This window comes from Flavobacterium sp. DSR2-3-3 (assembly GCF_049896585.1).
Lineage (GTDB): Bacteria > Bacteroidota > Bacteroidia > Flavobacteriales > Flavobacteriaceae > Flavobacterium.
In genome coordinates, this window is record NZ_JAFCUP010000004.1 from 18138 (window position 1) to 35137 (window position 17000).

Sequence of the window (17000 nt, forward strand, 5' to 3'; positions counted from 1 at the left end):
TCCTTTTATGAAATTTCCAAAAAAAGTATATCTTTAGCCAACTAAAACCAAAACGCTAAAACAAAGAATATGGAAGACCAAAAACCAGACGATTTTAAAAGAGAATTAGGACTGCTCGACGGAACCATGCTTGTGGTGGGTTCTATGATAGGTTCCGGGATATTTATTGTAAGCTCGGATATGGTTCGGCAATTAGGTTCTGCCGGTTGGTTAATTGCGATGTGGGTGCTTACTGGCTCCATTACGGTAATTGCCGCCGTGAGTTATGGCGAGTTGAGCGCGATGTTTCCAAAAGCGGGTGGTCAATATGTGTACATCAAGGAAGCCTACGGGAAACTGGTGGGTTTTTTATACGGTTGGAGCTTTTTTGCAGTGATACAAACCGGTACAATTGCTGCCGTGGGCGTGGCTTTTGCCAAATTTGCCGCCTATTTATACGCACCTTTAAGTGATAAAAATATTTTATATGAAATAGGGGATTTCAAACTCAACGCGGCTCAGATTGTTTCTATTTTCACCATTATTTTGCTGAGTTACATCAACAGCCGTGGTGTGAAAAACTCTAAGATTTTGCAAACGGTTCTGACGGTTATCAAAATTTTATCGTTGGCAGGTTTGATTATTTTTGGTTTTATGGCTGCCAAAGCGGAAGTGTGGGACGCAAACTGGACCAATGCCTGGACGTCGCAAACACTGAATGTAGAAACGGGTTCGTGGTTGCCCATCAGCGGAACGGCTTTGATATCTGGAATTTCGGCAGCATTAGTAGGTTCGATGTTCTCCAGCGTGGCTTGGGAAGGAGTGACTTTTATCGCCGGAGAAATAAAAAATCCAAAACGCAATGTGGGATTGAGTTTATTTTTAGGAACCTTAATTGTAAGTGTGATTTATGTTTTGGCTAATTTCATGTACTTGGCTGTAGTGCCTTTGTACGAAATAGCAACGGCAGAATCTGATCGTGTTGCTGTTGTGGCTTCGCAAAGTATTTTTGGTTCGGTGGGAACATTAATTATTGCTGTGATGATTATGATTTCGACTTTTGCCTGCAATAACGGATTGATTATGGCGGGTGCCAGAGTGTATTACACGATGGCACAAGACGGTGTTTTCTTCAAGAAAGCAGCTGAACTGAATAAAGCCAGTGTTCCGGCTTGGTCTATCTGGGCTCAGTGTATTTGGGCTTCAGCGTTGTGTTTAACAGGGAAATACGGTGATTTATTAGATTTTGTGGTAATCATCGTTTTGATATTTTACATCCTTACTATACTAGGAATATTTATTCTGCGCAAGAAAATGCCAAATGCCGAAAGACCGTACAAAGCTTTTGGATATCCATTTTTACCAGGCCTTTACCTAATTATTGCTACGGCGATTTGTATTGCTTTATTGTATACTAAAACCAGTACCAGTGGTTGGGGTGTTTTGATAATGTTGATTGGGATACCGGTGTATTATTTGACAAAAGCTAAGGAGTAGTTTTTTAGTGAAAAGTGAGTTGTGAGAAGTGAATTGTGAGAAGTAAGAAGTAAAAAGTAAATGGTTTTTCGTGAATTGTAGAAGGGTTGATATATTCATTTTTCAAGTTTGATTTTTTTAAAATCAGGGAAGATCAGTGAAAATCTGTTTAATCCGCGTCATCTGCGTGTTAATTCGGTATAATAATAACAGTAACACTTAATAAAAAAATCTGCTAAATCCGCGTCATCCGCGTGCCAATTCGGTACAATAATGACAGTAACACTTAATAAAAAAATCTGCTAAATCCGCGTCATCTGCGTGCTAATTCAATGTAATAAAAAAACCAAAACAAAAAAATCCGTCTCGTTTTGATAACGCGACGGATTTTCTATTAAATTCAGGTTGGGTTGCTATTGCTTTAAATTTAAAACTAATGAGACTAAAAACTAAAAATAAAAAAATTACAACTGCAATCCACAACCTGTAAACGGCAGGCTAGTAATACGTAAAACGTCTTACTTTGGCAATGTATTTTGCTAATCGGATTACTTGGTGGCTGTATCCGTATTCGTTATCATACCAAATGTACAACACGATGTTTTTTCCGTCTTTTGAAACGATTGTGGCATTACTGTCGTAAATGGCAGGAGCTGATGTTCCTACAATATCCGAAGAAACCAACTCGTTATTCATGGAATATTTTATTTGCTCAACCAATTCCCCTTCCAATGCATATTTCTTCATGATGGCATTGATCTCTTTAACCGAAGTTGTTTTTGAAACTTCCAGATTCAAAACTACCAATGAACCGTTAGGAACCGGAACCCTAATCGCATTTGAGGTTAATTTTCCTTCCAATGAGGGTAATGCTTTTGCAACAGCACTTCCGGCCCCCGTTTCGGTAATCACCATATTCAATGCTGCAGCTCTTCCACGACGGTATTTTTTGTGCATATTATCCACAAGATTCTGGTCGTTTGTATACGCATGAATGGTTTCTAAATGTCCTTTGACAACTCCCAATGTATTTTCAACAACTTTCAGGATTGGCGTTATTGCATTGGTAGTACAGGATGCCGCCGAAAAAATGTTGATTTCATCCGGATTATATTCATTTTGGTTTACGCCATGAACAATATTTGGCACTCCTTTTCCTGGAGCGGTAAGCAATACTTTATCAGCACCTTTAGATACTAAATGTCTGCTCAAAGCTTCATGTGTGGTGAAAGCACCCGTGTTGTCAATAACCAATGCATTGTCAATTCCATAATGCGTATAATCAATTTCCTCAGGCGCATTTGCAGTAATGACATGTACGGTGGTTCCGTTGATAATCAAAGCATTATTTTCAGGATCAGCCGTTACAGATCCTTGAAAATCACCATGAATAGAATCATAGCGTAATAAGGAAGCTCTTTTTTCTAATGTGGTAGCATCATTTTTATCACGTGTTACAATTGCTCGTAATCGCAATTGACTTCCTTTTCCAGTTTTTGACATTAACTCTCTGGCAAGCAATCGACCAATTCTCCCAAAACCATACAGTACAACATCTTTTGGATGAATTTCCTCTGAGTTTTTTGCGTTCTTTAATTTGTCAATTACAAAATACTTTGCGTCAGGATATTTTTCATCTTCTAAATGGTATTCATACGTAAGTTTTCCAATGTCTAATTTTGCAGGAGGTAAATTCAATTCTAAAATAGCTTTTGCAATTTTAACAGAATCAAAGATAGAAATGGGTTTGCCCACAAATTCTCCGGCATATTCATGCAGATTGATGATGTCACTGACATTTCGGTCAATTAATTGATTGCGAAATAAGACCATTTCAATGCTTTTATCGTACCATAAATCGCTGATGATTTTAATCAGTTTTACTCCCGCACGTCTCCTGTCGGCTTGAAAAGAAACTTCTTTTTCGTATAAAGTTGTGGTGTCCATGTTAAAAATTTAATGAAAATAAATTAATGTATTTTTTAAAATTTGGCGCAAAAATACCCATTTCAATCGATTTCGTAAGCTATTTTGTAAATTATTTGCAAAATAAAAAGCCATCTTAATTTTTTAAGATGGCTTTGGTTTTTGAAAAAAGTATTGCGTTAGAGAATCACGCGCAGTACTTCACCGTTTTTATTAATCATTTCAATACGTACCGTTTGGCTTTCCTCTTTTTTATTTAAAAGTTTAGATACCGTTTCCACATCAGTAGCTTTGATATTGTCAATGCTCAAAATAATATTTCCTATCAACTCGTCTTCGTATTGTTTCAAATTTTGGCTGTTGATGGATTTAATTCGCACGCCATAATCAATTTTGAATTTCTTTTTGTCAGCTGCCTCAATGTTTTCTAATTCAATGCCTTTGAATTCCGTACTAAAAAATTCATTTTTGCTCAGAATTACAGGAATGCTTTTCGTTTTTCCTTCTCTGATGTATGTCACCTGCACTTTATCATTGGGTCTTTTTGTGTTGATGTATCCAGAAAGATCAGCAAAAGTAGCGACATTCAGTTCGTCTAATTTAATAATGATGTCGCCTTTGTTGAGTCCTGATTTTTCAGCGCCGGAATTTTTTGTTACTTTATTAATGTAGAATCCCTGCGTTTGAGAAATCCCTAATTCTTTAGAGGCAGTTCCGTTTAATTCGCCACCTTCAACCCCCAGAATTCCACGTTGCACATTCCCAAATTCCATAAGATCCTCAATAATCTTTCGGGCAATATTAGAAGGAACCGCAAAGGAATAACCTACGTAAGAACCTGTCATGGAGGAAATCATAGTGTTGATTCCTACCAGTTCACCACGCGTGTTCACTAAGGCGCCACCACTGTTTCCTGGATTTACTGCAGCATCCGTTTGTATGAAAGATTGGATTCCGCTGGTGTCTAAATCTCTGGCTTTCGCCGAAACGATTCCGGCGGTTACCGTGGACGTTAAATTATACGGATTTCCGACTGCCAAAACCCATTCGCCGACTTTCACCGCATCAGAATTGGCAAAAATGGTATAGGGTAATTTCTCCTCCGAATCAATTTTTAATAAGGCAATATCCATTTTTGAATCGGTTCCAATAAGTTTTGCCTGATATGATTTTTTGTTGTTCAAGGTGATTTCAATTTCAGATGCACCTTTGATTACGTGATTGTTGGTTACGATATACCCATCTTCCGAAATAATTACTCCAGAGCCCGTCCCAACCTGTTCTTGCGACTGTCCGCCTTTATAACCATAGAAATATTCTAACATGGGATTCGTTATTGTTCGTCGCGAAACGTTTTTTACGTGAACAACCGTATGGATGGTTTTTTCTGCAGCCTCAGTAAAATCAATCACATCTGCGGATAATCCGACTTTCTTGCCATAAGAATTCGATGCCATGGTAACTGCTGAAATTTTGTCATTAGAAAAATATCCATTGGTGTCAAATAATAATTTGTAAGCTCCAAGAGTCATGGCTCCGCTCAACAACGAAACTAAAAATAAAGTTGAAAATTTTTTCATATTAAAATCGTTTTTAAAGATATTTATTCGTAAAAATAAAGCTAAATTGCTTTGTTAAAATACAGTTTAACGCTCTTTAACAGTGATTAACATTTCATTAATAGTTCGTACTTTTGTTGGAATCAATACAAATTAAAATGCAACTAGAATTTTATAAATACCAAGGAACAGGAAATGATTTTGTAATGGTTGATAACCGTTCGGAATTTTTCCCAAAAGAAAATACACAACTCATTGCAAATTTATGTGACAGACGTTTTGGAATAGGTGGCGATGGTCTTATTTTATTGGAAAATGATATGATTGCTCCAAATCTCGCAATGACTACAGATTTCAAAATGGTCTATTACAACTCTGATGGAAACCAAAGTTCCATGTGTGGTAACGGTGGCAGATGTTTAGTGGCTTTCGCCAAAAAGCTGAACATAATCGAGAATGAAACTACTTTCATAGCAACAGATGGTTTGCACCACGCAACAATTGGGGATGACGGATTGGTTTCACTTCAAATGATTGATGTTGATCAGGTAAAAGTAAGTTCAGATTATGTTTTTCTAAATACGGGTTCGCCGCATCATGTGCAATTGGTAGACGATTTAGAAAATTACAATATCAGGGAAAATGGAGCCGCGATCCGATACGGAGATTTGTATGGGAAAACAGGAAGTAACATCAATTTTGTCAAACAAATTGACGACACCACTTTTTCGTTACGAACATATGAAAGAGGCGTAGAAGATGAAACACTTTCTTGCGGAACAGGAGCGACGGCAGTTGCAATTGCGATGAATGTTTTAGGAAAAACGAATGCTTCGGAAATTGATTTGAATGTTGAAGGCGGAAAATTAGTCGTTTCTTTTGATAAAAAAGAAGAACAGTTTACTAATGTCTTCTTGAAAGGACCAGCGGAATTTGTATTTAAAGGAACGATTGAGATTTAACTAAAACCCAAAACCAAGAACCAAATACCTAAATGAAAACATTAAAAGGCGACAACATCTATATTCGTGCATTAGAACCCAATGATTTGGAGTTTGTATATGCCATAGAAAACGATCAGAGCATTTGGGAAGTCAGTAATACGCATACGCCGTACAGCCGGTTTTTAGTCAAACAATATTTGGAAAATGCCCATCAGGATATTTATGAAGCCAAGCAATTGCGATTGGCTATTTGTCAGGATCAGGATTTTCCGGCCTTGGGTTTAATTGATTTATTTGATTTTGATCCAAAGAATAATAGGGCAGGAGTTGGTATTGTTATCCAAGACAACGAAAACCGAAAACAGAATATTGGTTCAGAAGCATTGGGGTTATTAATCGAATATGCTTTTTGTAATCTTAATTTACACCAGTTATATGCAAATATTGGTACCGAAAATGAAGCTAGTATAGCACTTTTTACTAAATTTGGATTCGAAATGATAGGCGTAAAGAAAGACTGGACCTTTGTGAACGGAATTTATAAAGACGAAGCAATTTTTCAATTAGTCAATACTAAATTTTAAATTTTTTAATTTTGAACCAATATCATTTTAAAATCAAGTAAATAGGAAGAATGGTCATATCATGATTCCGGGAAAAAACAATACCATATATGAATATCAAAAAAATCATCACGATTACGTCTGTTGTTTTAATATCAATATTAATGATTTACGGACTGATTATTTTACGTCAGATTTTTGCCGCCAATACAAAATTTGAAGATAAAGAAGTGTTTGTCTATGTCCCAACTGATTCAAAATACGAGGATGTCAAAAAGATAATTGCACCTTATGTGGATAATATGGAGCGTTTTGAAATGGTGGCCAACAAAAGAGGTTATTCTGACAATGTGATTCCGGGGCGTTTTCTATTCACAAAAGGAATGAACAGTTATGAATTGGTAAAAACCTTGAGACTTAATTCGCCCGTAAAATTGGCTTTCAATAATCAGGAACGTGCAGAAAATTTAGCGGGACGTGTGGGTTCTCAAATTGAAGCCGACAGTTTATCATTATTGAATTCGTTCAAAGATTCTATTTTCTTGAAAGAAAACGGGTTCAATGAAGAGAATATTTTGGTAATGTTTATTCCGAATACGTATGAGATTTATTGGAACACAACAGCTGAAAAGTTCCGGGATAAAATGATTAAGGAATACCGTAATTTTTGGAATAAGGAAAGAGTCGCCAAAGCTCAAAAACAAGGATTAACTCCAATTGAAGCGACTATTTTGGCTTCAATCGTTCATAAAGAATCCGTAAAAAAAGATGAAAGACCAAGGATTGCAGGCGTTTATTTGAATCGTTTAAGAGCTGGAATGCCATTGCAGGCTGATCCAACCGTAATATTTGCGATGAAAAAGAAATCGAATGATTTTAATCAGGTAATCAAAAGAGTTTTTTACAATGATCTGACAATGTCACATCCTTATAATACATATATGAATGTTGGTCTGCCTCCTGGACCTATTGCTATGCCTGACATCACAGCGTTAGAAGCAGTTTTGGACCCTGAGAAAAATAACTTCATTTATTTCTGCGCAAGTGTAGAGCGTTTTGGATACCATGAGTTTGCTGCTACTTTACCAGAACACAATAAAAACGCCAAAAAATATTCGGATTGGATCAACAGTCAAGGTGTGAAAAGATAGTTTTGAAATTTAAAGCACTCCTGATATTTTTATTGTTCATTGGATTTCAAATTGGTTTTTCACAAAACCGTGAGGATAATTTCTTTAAACCATCCGATTCTTTAAATAAGAAAAGGCAAAATACCGTTGTCATTTCGGAAGCTGTTTTGGCCACGGGAACTTTGGTAGGCTTAAACCAACTTTGGTACGCCAATTATTCCAAATCTGATTTTCATTTTTTAAATGATAACGCAGAGTGGCTTCAAATGGATAAAGCCGGTCATGTATTTTCGTCGTATCAGCTAGGCCGATTTGGTGCTGAAATGTTGCACTGGAGCGGCGCCAATAAAAAAAATCAATTATTATATGGAGCGGGTTTAGGCTTTGCATTTCTGACCGCAGTTGAGGTTTTAGATGGATATTCTTCTGAATGGGGTGCTTCTTCTGGCGATATAATTGCTAATGCTTCTGGTACAGCATTATATGTTTCTCAGGAATTAATTTGGAACGAACAACGTATAACGCCGAAATTCTCTTTTCATACAACAAAGTATGCCAATTTTAGACCAGAAGTTCTAGGTAGTTCCTTCTCGGAGCAAATTTTAAAAGATTACAATGGACAAACCTATTGGCTTTCGGTCAATTTACATTCTTTTGCTAAAGGTTCTAAAATACCAAAATGGCTGAATTTAGCTTTAGGATATGGAGCGGAAGGAATGCTGACCGGAAACAGAGATTACAGCGTTGCCTTATCGACTACAAATCCAGAAAGATTCAGACAATTTTACCTTAGTTTGGATGTCGATTTAACAAAAATAAAAACAAATTCTCATTTTTTAAAGACCGTTTTTTCTGTTCTTAACACGGTTAAAATCCCTGCACCGACAATTGAGTTTGTTCGTTTTAACGATGTAAAATACCACTTCATCTATTTTTAGAAAAGTTTAACTACCTGATTATCAGTATAATTATTTTTATTGTATCTTTGCACGTAGAAATTTCATAACGGGACAGCGTTTTGAAGAAAAGCAATTTATGATTAAGAAATGGTATTTTTATACAAGTCTAACTGTAATTACAGTTTTTTTGAGCTCAGGTTTTAGACCTTTTAATTTAGAAACCAACCCATGGTTTCTCATCAATGAAGAAGATGGAACACACTACTTATATCCATCACAAGAACAAGAAGAATACACCAATTTAAATATCCCTTACACCGGAAATTTCTTTATCGGCTTCAAAGAAGCAATCGGATATAGAGAGTCTGAAAATAAATATAAAAAAATCAATTCTTTGGGTTACATGGGTAAATACCAGTTTGGTATAGAAACATTAAAATCAGTTGGCTTATACAATCGCTCCGCTTTTTTAAATAGTCCTGAACTTCAAGAAAAAGCTTTTTTGGCGCTTTTAGCAAAAAATAAATGGGAATTGAAAACAGAAATTGAAAAATATGAAGGTACTATATTAAATGGTATCCAAATTACGGAATCCGGCATTTTAGCTGCTGCACATTTAGGAGGTGCAGGATCTGTAAAAAAATATTTTAAACACAAAGGCAAACGCAATTTCAGGGATGCTTACGGAAGCTCAATACGAAGTTATATAAAAATGTTTGGAGGTTATGACACTTCGTTCATTATTGCCGATATTAATGCAAAAGTAAAAAAAGTGTAATCACTTTTTTCTATGATAAAAAATAGGCTGTCAAAATGTTGACAGCCTATTTTTTGTTACTTTCAATTAGATTATTTTGCTTTTAGGATTTCCCCATTAGGACGAACTAATAGTTTAACGACTTCCTTATCTTTTTTAATTTTAATGTTATATTGTTTGTTGATTACGTCTCCATCTTCCTGAGTATAAAGAAAACTATCATTTACAATAGACCAACCAGGATATGTTCTGTAAATGGAGTAGATAACTTCACTTGGAAGTCGAACGTTTTTAAAATTTTCTACTACACGCACCAATTTTCCGTTTTCATTATAGGTAGCAGTCAAAGAGCCGTTTTTTGCTTCCATTACTACAAGGTATTCTTCAAAACCTTCAGCACCTTTTCCCAGATCAAAAGCAATAAATTGGTCTTCCACCATTTTTACCCTTTGATCAGGATTATTGTCAGGAATATATACAGAAAAATCAGTTCCAACTCTTTTAATTACAACTCCGGGCAGTTCTTCAATTTTGATTTTTCCTTTCTCGGTTACTTGACCATTCGTTGCGATAGTAATGGTTAAAATGAAGATGATAATAAGTGATTTCATAATATTTAGTTTTAAATTAATTATTGAGTTATTGCACTTGTAATACACTAATGAATACCCAGGCTCGTTTTTTACTTACACTTTTTTTAAATGTTTTAATAAATTGAATATCAGTATTTTAATGGATTAATTAACATCAGCCTATGTAAATTTACCTATTTTTTAAAGGCTTGGCTGTTAATGAATTCTATATCCAGTGTTAATAAAAATATCTCATTACGATTTTTTTTAATAGGAATTAAACACCTTATTTTTAATATGTTACCATGAAAAAAAGCACCAACTTTTCGATTGATGCTTTATAAGTAATGAAATTTTTAGCTATAGTTTTTATTCGAAACTTCCCATTAAAATTTCTAATATTTTAATAGCCGCCTCGCTGATTTTTGTGCCGGGTCCAAAAACAGCAACTGCACCAGCATCAAATAAAAACTGATAATCTTGTGCAGGGATAACTCCGCCAACAACCACCATGATATCTTGCCGACCGTAATTTTTTAGTTCTTCAATCACTTGTGGTACCAGCGTTTTGTGTCCTGCCGCCAATGAGGAAACTCCCAAGATATGAACGTCATTTTCTACAGCTTGCTTAGCCGCTTCGGCTGGTGTTTGAAAAAGTGGACCAATATCAACATCAAAACCGACGTCAGCATAACCGGTAGCGACTACTTTGGCACCACGATCGTGTCCGTCCTGTCCCATTTTTGCAATCATAATTCGAGGGCGGCGTCCTTCTTTTTTTGCGAATTCATCTGCTAATTGCTTTGCTTTCTCAAAACTTTTGTCGTCTTTTATTTCTTTACTATACACACCGCTAAAGGATTTAATTTGTGCTTTGTATCTTCCAAAAACCGTTTCAAGCGCATCACTGATTTCTCCTAACGTAGTTCGATTTCTGGCGGCTTCAACGGCTATTTCCAGTAAATTCCCTTCACCGGTTTGCGCACAAAGGATTAATTTTTTCAGCGAATCCTGCACTTTTTCAGTATTTCTGGTTGCTTTTATTCGGTCTAATTGTTCCAATTGTTGCTTGCGGACCATTTGGTTATCCACATCCAAAATTTGTAGAGGATCTTCTTTTTCTAATCGATATTGATTTACACCTACGATAATATCCTGACCGCTATCTATTCTGGCTTGTTTTCTGGCTGCCGCTTCCTCTATTCTAAGTTTTGGAATTCCAGATTCAATGGCTTTGGTCATTCCGCCTAGTTCTTCTACTTCTTCGATAAGTTTCCAAGCATTTTCGGCAATTTCATTTGTCAGGCTTTCGACATAATAACTGCCAGCCCATGGATCAACGGTTTTGGTTATTTTAGTTTCTTCCTGTAAATAAAGTTGTGTGTTCCTGGCAATTCTTGCAGAGAAATCCGTTGGTAAAGCTATGGCTTCATCCAATGCATTGGTGTGTAAAGATTGTGTTCCTCCAAAAGCTGCTGCGGCTGCTTCAATGCAGGTTCGGGCCACATTGTTGAATGGATCTTGCTCTGTTAAACTCCAACCCGAAGTCTGACAATGGGTTCGCAAGGCTAATGATTTATCGTCTTTTGGTTCAAATTGTTTCACCAGTTTTGCCCAGATCATTCTTCCGGCGCGCATTTTGGCAATTTCCATAAAATGATTCATTCCAATAGCCCAAAAGAAAGAAAGGCGAGGAGCGAACTCGTCAATTTTCATTCCTGTGGCAAGTCCTGTTCTAATGTATTCCAATCCATCGGCCAAGGTGTATGCTAATTCAATATCAGCAGTGGCACCGGCTTCCTGCATATGATATCCTGAAATTGAAATCGAGTTGAATTTCGGCATTTTTTTGCTGGTAAATTCAAAAATATCAGCAATGATTTTCATCGAAGGAGTTGGTGGATAAATATACGTGTTACGCACCATGAACTCTTTTAAAATGTCATTTTGTATCGTACCGGAAAGTAATTCGGGTTTTACGCCTTGTTCTTCGGCGGCAACAATGTAGAAAGCCATAATAGGCAAAACAGCACCATTCATCGTCATGGAAACGGACATTTCGTCTAGCGGAATTTGGTCAAACAATACTTTCATATCTTCTACGGAATCAATCGCAACTCCTGCTTTTCCAACATCACCTACAACACGTTCATGATCGGAATCATAACCGCGGTGCGTAGGTAAATCAAAAGCTATGGAAAGTCCTTTTTGACCCGCAGCCAGATTTCGTCTGTAAAAAGCATTGCTTTCTTCGGCGGTTGAAAATCCGGCGTACTGTCTCACTGTCCAAGGTCGGCGAACGTACATTGTTGCATAAGGTCCGCGTAAATTCGGGGCAAATCCAGCTCCAAAATCAAGATGAGTAAGGTTTTCAATATCTTGTTCCGAATACATTTGTTTTAGTTCGATTCCCTCGGCGGTAAGAAATGCATCAGTTGAAGAATTTTCATTCTTCACGTTCAGCGTTGTATTTTCTAATTGTATATGTTGTAAATCTTTTCTTTTCATTTGTTTAGTACAAAGATTATAGTTATTGAAATTTTAATTACTTTCAATCCATATTTCAGTATTTCTTGAAGTATGAAAAATAGCTTTAATGACAATTATGTTATCGCAGCTGTTGAAATGAATTAAGTATGGGAAATTTTCAATTAAAGCCACTCTGGTCTTGTCATATCTTATTTAAAAAAGTAGCGGATTTGATTTAATTATTTTTAAACTTTCCTTGAAAGAATTGGAGAACTTATCGCCCAATTTAGGTTGAATGCTTTTGTACCAATCCAAAGCTGTTTTGAAATCAAGTTTAGCTTCCTCTACAATTACAGTCCTATAACTCACCATCAATATCTTTTAGAAAATCATCAATATCTTGAGCTGAAGAAGGATTCTTAAGATATTTCTCAGTTCTTTCTCTAACTTGGTCCATTTGCCATTGAGGGATTTCTACATTATTCGACTTTGGAAGAATAATCACTTCAACTTCATCAGCATTAAAATTATCCGGAAGTGTGATGCTTATTTTGTGATTTTTTACCTTAACGATTTGTCTTATGGCTTCCATTATTTTGTTTTTTTAGTAAAGTAAATATACTCTTTTGCAATGGTAATACATCAAATAACAGCGTTGGGCTGACTATTCAAGATCTAATCGCTCTTGTTCTATTTTTTCTGCCAGACGTTTTTCTATTATTGGTGTAATCAATGTTTTTCTTGGTTTAACTTTTACAAAAGGGAACAGTTCTAAATCGTGTTTCATCCTATCCTGTTTGTTGGGATGTTTGTTTGTTCCCAATAAAATTTCTTTCCCAGAATCAAATAATTGCTGAGCCGTATCTGCACTTTCCTGAATTTTCCTCTTTATAATTCCATCGTTAAGTTGTTTTAAGAAACCGCCATTCAGCTCTATATCTTTGAATAAAGCCAATGATTTTTCAGCTAATTGATTGGTAAGATTTTCTACATAATAACTGCCGTCAGCCGGATTGTTTACTTTGTCAAAGTAACTTTCATTCTTTAGAATCAACAATTGATTTCTCGCGATTCGGTCACCAAATTCATTGTCTTTGTGGTACAATGCATCGTATGGTAAATTGGCAATAGCATCCGCTCCGCCAATAATTGCACTCATACATTCAGTTGTGGTTCGCAACATGTTTACATTATAATCGTATAATGTTTTGTTTCGTTTAGTAGGTGAAACAATGATATTGCAATCAGGTTTGTGGTCATATTCCTTCGCAATCAGATTAAAAAGTAATCGTAACGCACGCAGTTTTGCAATTTCAAAAAAGTAATTTGTCCCAACGGCAACTTCAAAAACAATGGGTTTATTAATAGTTTCAATTCTATTGAAATATTCATTGGCTTGTCCTAAACTATAGGCGATTTGCTGCACCATGTTGGCTCCGGCATTTTGATACAAGGCGGAATTAATACTAATTAAAGAAACAGCTGTTGTAGATGACGAAAGTATATTCAGCGTGTCAAAATTGCTTTTTTCTTTGGTTGTAAACCAGTTTCCATCTTTAGCTAATTGCCCAATTGGGTCCAGATTACAGAAAATGGTGGTATTATTTTTCTTTGCAAAAGCATCTATTTTTTTAACGAAATCGATTGAAATAAATCCAAGATTAAAATATACGGTAATTTTTTCTAAAGGTAATTGCTCCAAAAAATTAGTAATATCAATTGATTCGTTTTCTATTGTAAACCTAAGGCTTTCTGCACCACGATTCAATGTGTCCAACGCCCTTTCTATTGATTTTTGAATATCATAGACAAATATATTTTGACAAATTTTAAATTCAGTCGCTTTAGTGAAAACAGGAAAAACTTTAGTAAACTCATCTTTGTGATAAAAAGGTTTTACCTGAATGTCTTCGGGAGAATTCCAAACTAAGGATTCATTATAATCCGCTCCATTGAGTTCAAACTGAATTTTTTGTTTCCATTGTTTGGAGGAAATGGGATTGAAATCATCGAAAAGATTTGTTGTCATTTTTTGGTTGCTTAAATTGTGGTTTTAAATAATTAATATTTTAATTAATCATTTTTTTCAATCGTGTCACCTTCGAATTCAATGATATAAATATCTTCACTATCTTTTTTCATATAGTATTTTTCGCGGGCGTATTTTTCTATTTGTTCTGAATTTTTTAATTGCTTGATGTTCTGCTGATCTTTTTTTATTTCTTCTTTGTAATAGGTCGTATTATCCTCTAAATCTTCGATTTGTTGATCCAAAATACGATGACCGAAGTAGGAATAATTATCCAAAAAAATCATCCAAACGCAAAAAAACAATAAGACCCAAACGTATTTGTTACTCAAGAATTTAAACCAAGATTTGTCTTTATACGGATTTGTCATTTTATCTTTTTTAGCCCCGATTACAGTGGAAATCCTTTTAGTAGGTGATGATGACGAAGGAAGATTCATCTACTAAAAGATTGCAACGGAAAGCGGGAAATAGCTCCTAATAATTATTCCACTAAAATTATAACTAAATTACAGAATTTTTTGATTTATTACTGCGCGAACCACATCAATGGCTACGGTGTTGTATTTGTCGTTTGGTATAATGATGTCAGCAAATGCTTTGGTTGGTTCGATGAACTGTTCGTGCATTGGTTTTAAAGTGGTTTGGTACCTGTTGATTACTTCATTCATGTCTCTACCACGTTCGGTAATATCACGTTTCATCCGTCGGATTAATCGCTCATCAGAATCGGCGTGAACGTATATTTTTACATCAAATAGCTCTCTTAATTCTGGATTTGCTAATATTAAAATCCCCTCTACAATCATCACTTTTCGAGGATGTGTAAAAACGGTATCGTCCGTTCTGTTGTGCGTTACAAACGAATATACAGGTTGGTGAATGTTATTTCCTTCTTTTAATTCCTTGAGATGAGCCACTAATAATTCGAAATCAATGGCACGTGGATGGTCAAAATTAATTAATGCTCTTTCATCGAATGAAAGTCCGTGGTTTTCTTTGTAATAAGAGTCTTGAGAAATAATACCAACTTCGGTTTGCGGTAATTCGTTCATAATCTGATGTACGACGGTTGTTTTTCCGCTTCCAGTACCGCCTGCAATTCCTATAATGAGCATAATTTTTTTGTTATGTTTTTATCGGAACAAAAATAGGAATTTAATCGGGAGCAGTTTTTCTTTTTTTAAGAAATATTGCTAATTTAATATATTTATTTAGTGGTTTTTATTTAACATTTTTTCTATCTTTATTTTCTAAATTTTAAAACATTGTATTCCCAAATTAATAAAAATATTAGCCGCTATGTCATTTTTGACGCAAATGAATTAGAAATTTTTGATTCATTATTGCAATACAAAGCCGTTCCAAAAAAAACGATTATGCTTCAGGAGGACGAGATGTGCAATTTTGAAGCTTTTGTTATTAAGGGTTGTGTGCGGAAATATTATATTGATGCCAATGGTTTTGAAGTTATACTACAATTCGCGATTGAAAATGCATGGATTAGCGATATTTCTTTTAGTAATTACGAAGATAAACCAAGTCGAGTATATATCGAAACATTAGAAGATTGTGAATTTTTTATGTTTAGTCCGGAAACAAAAGAGGAATTATTCAGTAAAGCACCAAAGTTTGAACGCGCTTTCCGAATCCTGATGCAACGGAGCTTGGCTGTTACACAAGACCGTTTATTTAATACTATTTCTAAAACGGCTGCGGAGAAATATTTAGAGTTTATCGAACATTATCCCACACTTTCACAGCGCGTTGCCCAGCATTATATTGCTTCTTATCTCGGTATTTCAGCCGAATTTTTAAGTAAAGTAAGGACAAAAATCGCTAAACTTTAAATTCTTGTTATTTTTCATTTCTTGTCCTAGTTCAATGCCATTGCTTTTATTTTGACGCAACTTTGCATAAAACTATTAAAGATCATGACAATGGAAAAAACAGATAAAATTTCAGAAGAGACAATCACACATCATGTTTTGCACAAAGCAAATACGCGCGGTCATGCTAATCACGGTTGGTTAGAATCGTATCACACATTTAGTTTTGCGAATTATCAGAACCGAGAGCGAATGAATTTTGGAGTATTGCGCGTTCTTAATGATGACAGAGTTAGTCAAGGAATGGGTTTTGGAAAACATCCGCATGACAATATGGAAATTATTTCCATTCCCCTTGAAGGTGATTTAGAACACCAAGACAGTATGGGAAATACTACCATAATTAAAGAAGGGGATATTCAAGCGATGAGCGCCGGTACCGGAATTTTTCACAGCGAATATAACAAGAACAAAGATCAGTTGGTTAAGTTTTTGCAGATTTGGATTTATCCAAATAAAAAAAATGTAGCGCCTCGGTATGACCAAGTTACTTTGGACTTGAAGGATCGTCACAATAAATTGCAGCAAATTTTATCGCCAAATCCAGAGGACAAAGGGGTTTGGATTCATCAAGATGCTTGGTTTCATATTGGAAAGTTTGACAACGATTTTTCTGCTTCATATGAGTTAAAAAAACCGGGAAATGGAGTTTATGCTTTTGTCTTAAAAGGAGATTTCACGATAGGAAACATCGCTTTGAATGAACGTGACGGTTTAGGAATTTGGGATACCAATTTGATTGAAATCATTGCTAATTCAGCCGATGCCGAAATCTTATTGATGGAAATACCGATGAGTATTTAAGCTA

At 35.5% G+C, this 17000-nt stretch carries 17 protein-coding genes; 8 read left to right on the forward strand and 9 right to left on the reverse strand.

Annotated elements, in window-relative coordinates; all coding sequences use genetic code 11:
• Window positions 1–69 precede the first annotated feature (69 nt).
• Entirely contained in the window at window positions 70–1476 is a 1407-nt protein-coding gene (locus tag ACP7AQ_RS06490) for an APC family permease (protein WP_426094871.1), read from the forward strand.
• Window positions 1477–1953: 477 nt separating this feature from the next.
• On the opposite strand, the gene ACP7AQ_RS06495 is transcribed toward ACP7AQ_RS06490, so the two are convergent.
• On the reverse strand, window positions 1954–3402 hold the full coding sequence (locus ACP7AQ_RS06495; protein ID WP_426064387.1) for a glyceraldehyde-3-phosphate dehydrogenase: 1449 nt from the start codon (window positions 3400–3402) through the stop codon (window positions 1954–1956).
• A 158-nt stretch (window positions 3403–3560) separates the two neighbouring features.
• Entirely contained in the window at window positions 3561–4961 is a 1401-nt protein-coding gene (locus ACP7AQ_RS06500; protein ID WP_426094872.1) for a trypsin-like peptidase domain-containing protein, read from the reverse strand.
• A 137-nt stretch (window positions 4962–5098) separates the two neighbouring features.
• Between ACP7AQ_RS06500 and dapF the strand changes: the two genes are divergently transcribed.
• The 5 genes from dapF to ACP7AQ_RS06525 all read left to right on the forward strand — a co-directional run bounded on the left by dapF (window position 5099) and on the right by ACP7AQ_RS06525 (window position 9254).
• The gene (gene dapF, locus ACP7AQ_RS06505) at window positions 5099–5902 is read left to right on the forward strand and encodes a diaminopimelate epimerase (protein WP_426094873.1); all 804 of its coding nucleotides are present in this window, start codon (window positions 5099–5101) and stop codon (window positions 5900–5902) included.
• A 32-nt stretch (window positions 5903–5934) separates the two neighbouring features.
• Entirely contained in the window at window positions 5935–6468 is a 534-nt protein-coding gene (locus tag ACP7AQ_RS06510; protein WP_426091515.1) for a GNAT family N-acetyltransferase, read from the forward strand.
• An 89-nt stretch (window positions 6469–6557) separates the two neighbouring features.
• Window positions 6558–7598, forward strand: a complete 1041-nt coding sequence (mltG, locus tag ACP7AQ_RS06515) for an endolytic transglycosylase MltG (protein WP_426064383.1) — start codon at window positions 6558–6560, stop codon at window positions 7596–7598.
• A gap of 2 nt (window positions 7599–7600) precedes the next feature.
• Window positions 7601–8515: a DUF2279 domain-containing protein gene (locus ACP7AQ_RS06520; RefSeq protein WP_426094874.1), complete on the forward strand. Its 915-nt coding sequence runs from the start codon at window positions 7601–7603 to the stop codon at window positions 8513–8515.
• Between the two features lie 97 nt (window positions 8516–8612).
• Entirely contained in the window at window positions 8613–9254 is a 642-nt protein-coding gene (locus tag ACP7AQ_RS06525; RefSeq protein WP_426064381.1) for a peptidoglycan-binding protein LysM, read from the forward strand.
• Window positions 9255–9325: 71 nt separating this feature from the next.
• On the opposite strand, the gene ACP7AQ_RS06530 is transcribed toward ACP7AQ_RS06525, so the two are convergent.
• From ACP7AQ_RS06530 to udk, 7 genes are all read right to left on the reverse strand, one after another.
• The gene (locus ACP7AQ_RS06530) at window positions 9326–9844 is read right to left on the reverse strand and encodes a hypothetical protein (protein ID WP_426094875.1); all 519 of its coding nucleotides are present in this window, start codon (window positions 9842–9844) and stop codon (window positions 9326–9328) included.
• Window positions 9845–10174: 330 nt separating this feature from the next.
• Complete coding sequence (gene scpA / locus ACP7AQ_RS06535) at window positions 10175–12313, reverse strand: methylmalonyl-CoA mutase (RefSeq protein WP_426094876.1); 2139 nt, start codon at window positions 12311–12313, stop codon at window positions 10175–10177.
• 174 nt (window positions 12314–12487) lie between these two features.
• Complete coding sequence (locus ACP7AQ_RS06540; RefSeq protein WP_426064378.1) at window positions 12488–12646, reverse strand: hypothetical protein; 159 nt, start codon at window positions 12644–12646, stop codon at window positions 12488–12490.
• Window positions 12633–12866: a hypothetical protein gene (locus ACP7AQ_RS06545; RefSeq protein ID WP_426094877.1), complete on the reverse strand. Its 234-nt coding sequence runs from the start codon at window positions 12864–12866 to the stop codon at window positions 12633–12635. The genes ACP7AQ_RS06540 and ACP7AQ_RS06545 overlap by 14 nt, the downstream gene beginning before the upstream one ends.
• A 72-nt stretch (window positions 12867–12938) precedes the next feature.
• Complete coding sequence (locus tag ACP7AQ_RS06550; RefSeq protein ID WP_426094878.1) at window positions 12939–14303, reverse strand: methylmalonyl-CoA mutase subunit beta; 1365 nt, start codon at window positions 14301–14303, stop codon at window positions 12939–12941.
• Between the two features lie 44 nt (window positions 14304–14347).
• A complete protein-coding gene (locus tag ACP7AQ_RS06555; protein WP_426094879.1) occupies window positions 14348–14674 on the reverse strand; it encodes an FtsB family cell division protein in 327 nt (108 codons plus the stop codon).
• A 138-nt stretch (window positions 14675–14812) separates the two neighbouring features.
• Window positions 14813–15421 (reverse strand): uridine kinase, encoded by a 609-nt coding sequence (gene udk, locus ACP7AQ_RS06560; protein ID WP_091204063.1) that lies wholly within the window; start codon window positions 15419–15421, stop codon window positions 14813–14815.
• Between the two features lie 150 nt (window positions 15422–15571).
• On the opposite strand from udk, the gene ACP7AQ_RS06565 reads away from it, so the two are divergent.
• Window positions 15572–16153, forward strand: coding sequence for a Crp/Fnr family transcriptional regulator (locus tag ACP7AQ_RS06565; protein WP_426094880.1), 582 nt, complete (start codon window positions 15572–15574; stop codon window positions 16151–16153).
• Between the two features lie 90 nt (window positions 16154–16243).
• The gene (locus ACP7AQ_RS06570; RefSeq protein WP_426094881.1) at window positions 16244–16996 is read left to right on the forward strand and encodes a pirin family protein; all 753 of its coding nucleotides are present in this window, start codon (window positions 16244–16246) and stop codon (window positions 16994–16996) included.
• The last annotated feature ends 4 nt before the right edge of the window (window positions 16997–17000 follow it).

Bases quoted from the DNA above. Each gene is read 5' to 3' on its own strand.
- ACP7AQ_RS06490 (WP_426094871.1), top strand. From the start codon at position 70: ATGGAAGACCAAAAACCAGACGATTTTAAAAGAGAATTAGGACTGCTC.
- ACP7AQ_RS06495 (WP_426064387.1), bottom strand. From the start codon at position 3,402: ATGGACACCACAACTTTATACGAAAAAGAAGTTTCTTTTCAAGCCGAC.
- ACP7AQ_RS06500 (WP_426094872.1), bottom strand. From the start codon at position 4,961: ATGAAAAAATTTTCAACTTTATTTTTAGTTTCGTTGTTGAGCGGAGCC.
- dapF (WP_426094873.1), top strand. From the start codon at position 5,099: ATGCAACTAGAATTTTATAAATACCAAGGAACAGGAAATGATTTTGTA.
- ACP7AQ_RS06510 (WP_426091515.1), top strand. From the start codon at position 5,935: ATGAAAACATTAAAAGGCGACAACATCTATATTCGTGCATTAGAACCC.
- mltG (WP_426064383.1), top strand. From the start codon at position 6,558: ATGAATATCAAAAAAATCATCACGATTACGTCTGTTGTTTTAATATCA.
- ACP7AQ_RS06525 (WP_426064381.1), top strand. From the start codon at position 8,613: ATGATTAAGAAATGGTATTTTTATACAAGTCTAACTGTAATTACAGTT.
- ACP7AQ_RS06530 (WP_426094875.1), bottom strand. From the start codon at position 9,844: ATGAAATCACTTATTATCATCTTCATTTTAACCATTACTATCGCAACG.
- scpA (WP_426094876.1), bottom strand. From the start codon at position 12,313: ATGAAAAGAAAAGATTTACAACATATACAATTAGAAAATACAACGCTG.
- ACP7AQ_RS06540 (WP_426064378.1), bottom strand. From the start codon at position 12,646: ATGGTGAGTTATAGGACTGTAATTGTAGAGGAAGCTAAACTTGATTTC.
- ACP7AQ_RS06545 (WP_426094877.1), bottom strand. From the start codon at position 12,866: ATGGAAGCCATAAGACAAATCGTTAAGGTAAAAAATCACAAAATAAGC.
- ACP7AQ_RS06550 (WP_426094878.1), bottom strand. From the start codon at position 14,303: ATGACAACAAATCTTTTCGATGATTTCAATCCCATTTCCTCCAAACAA.
- ACP7AQ_RS06555 (WP_426094879.1), bottom strand. From the start codon at position 14,674: ATGACAAATCCGTATAAAGACAAATCTTGGTTTAAATTCTTGAGTAAC.
- udk (WP_091204063.1), bottom strand. From the start codon at position 15,421: ATGCTCATTATAGGAATTGCAGGCGGTACTGGAAGCGGAAAAACAACC.
- ACP7AQ_RS06570 (WP_426094881.1), top strand. From the start codon at position 16,244: ATGGAAAAAACAGATAAAATTTCAGAAGAGACAATCACACATCATGTT.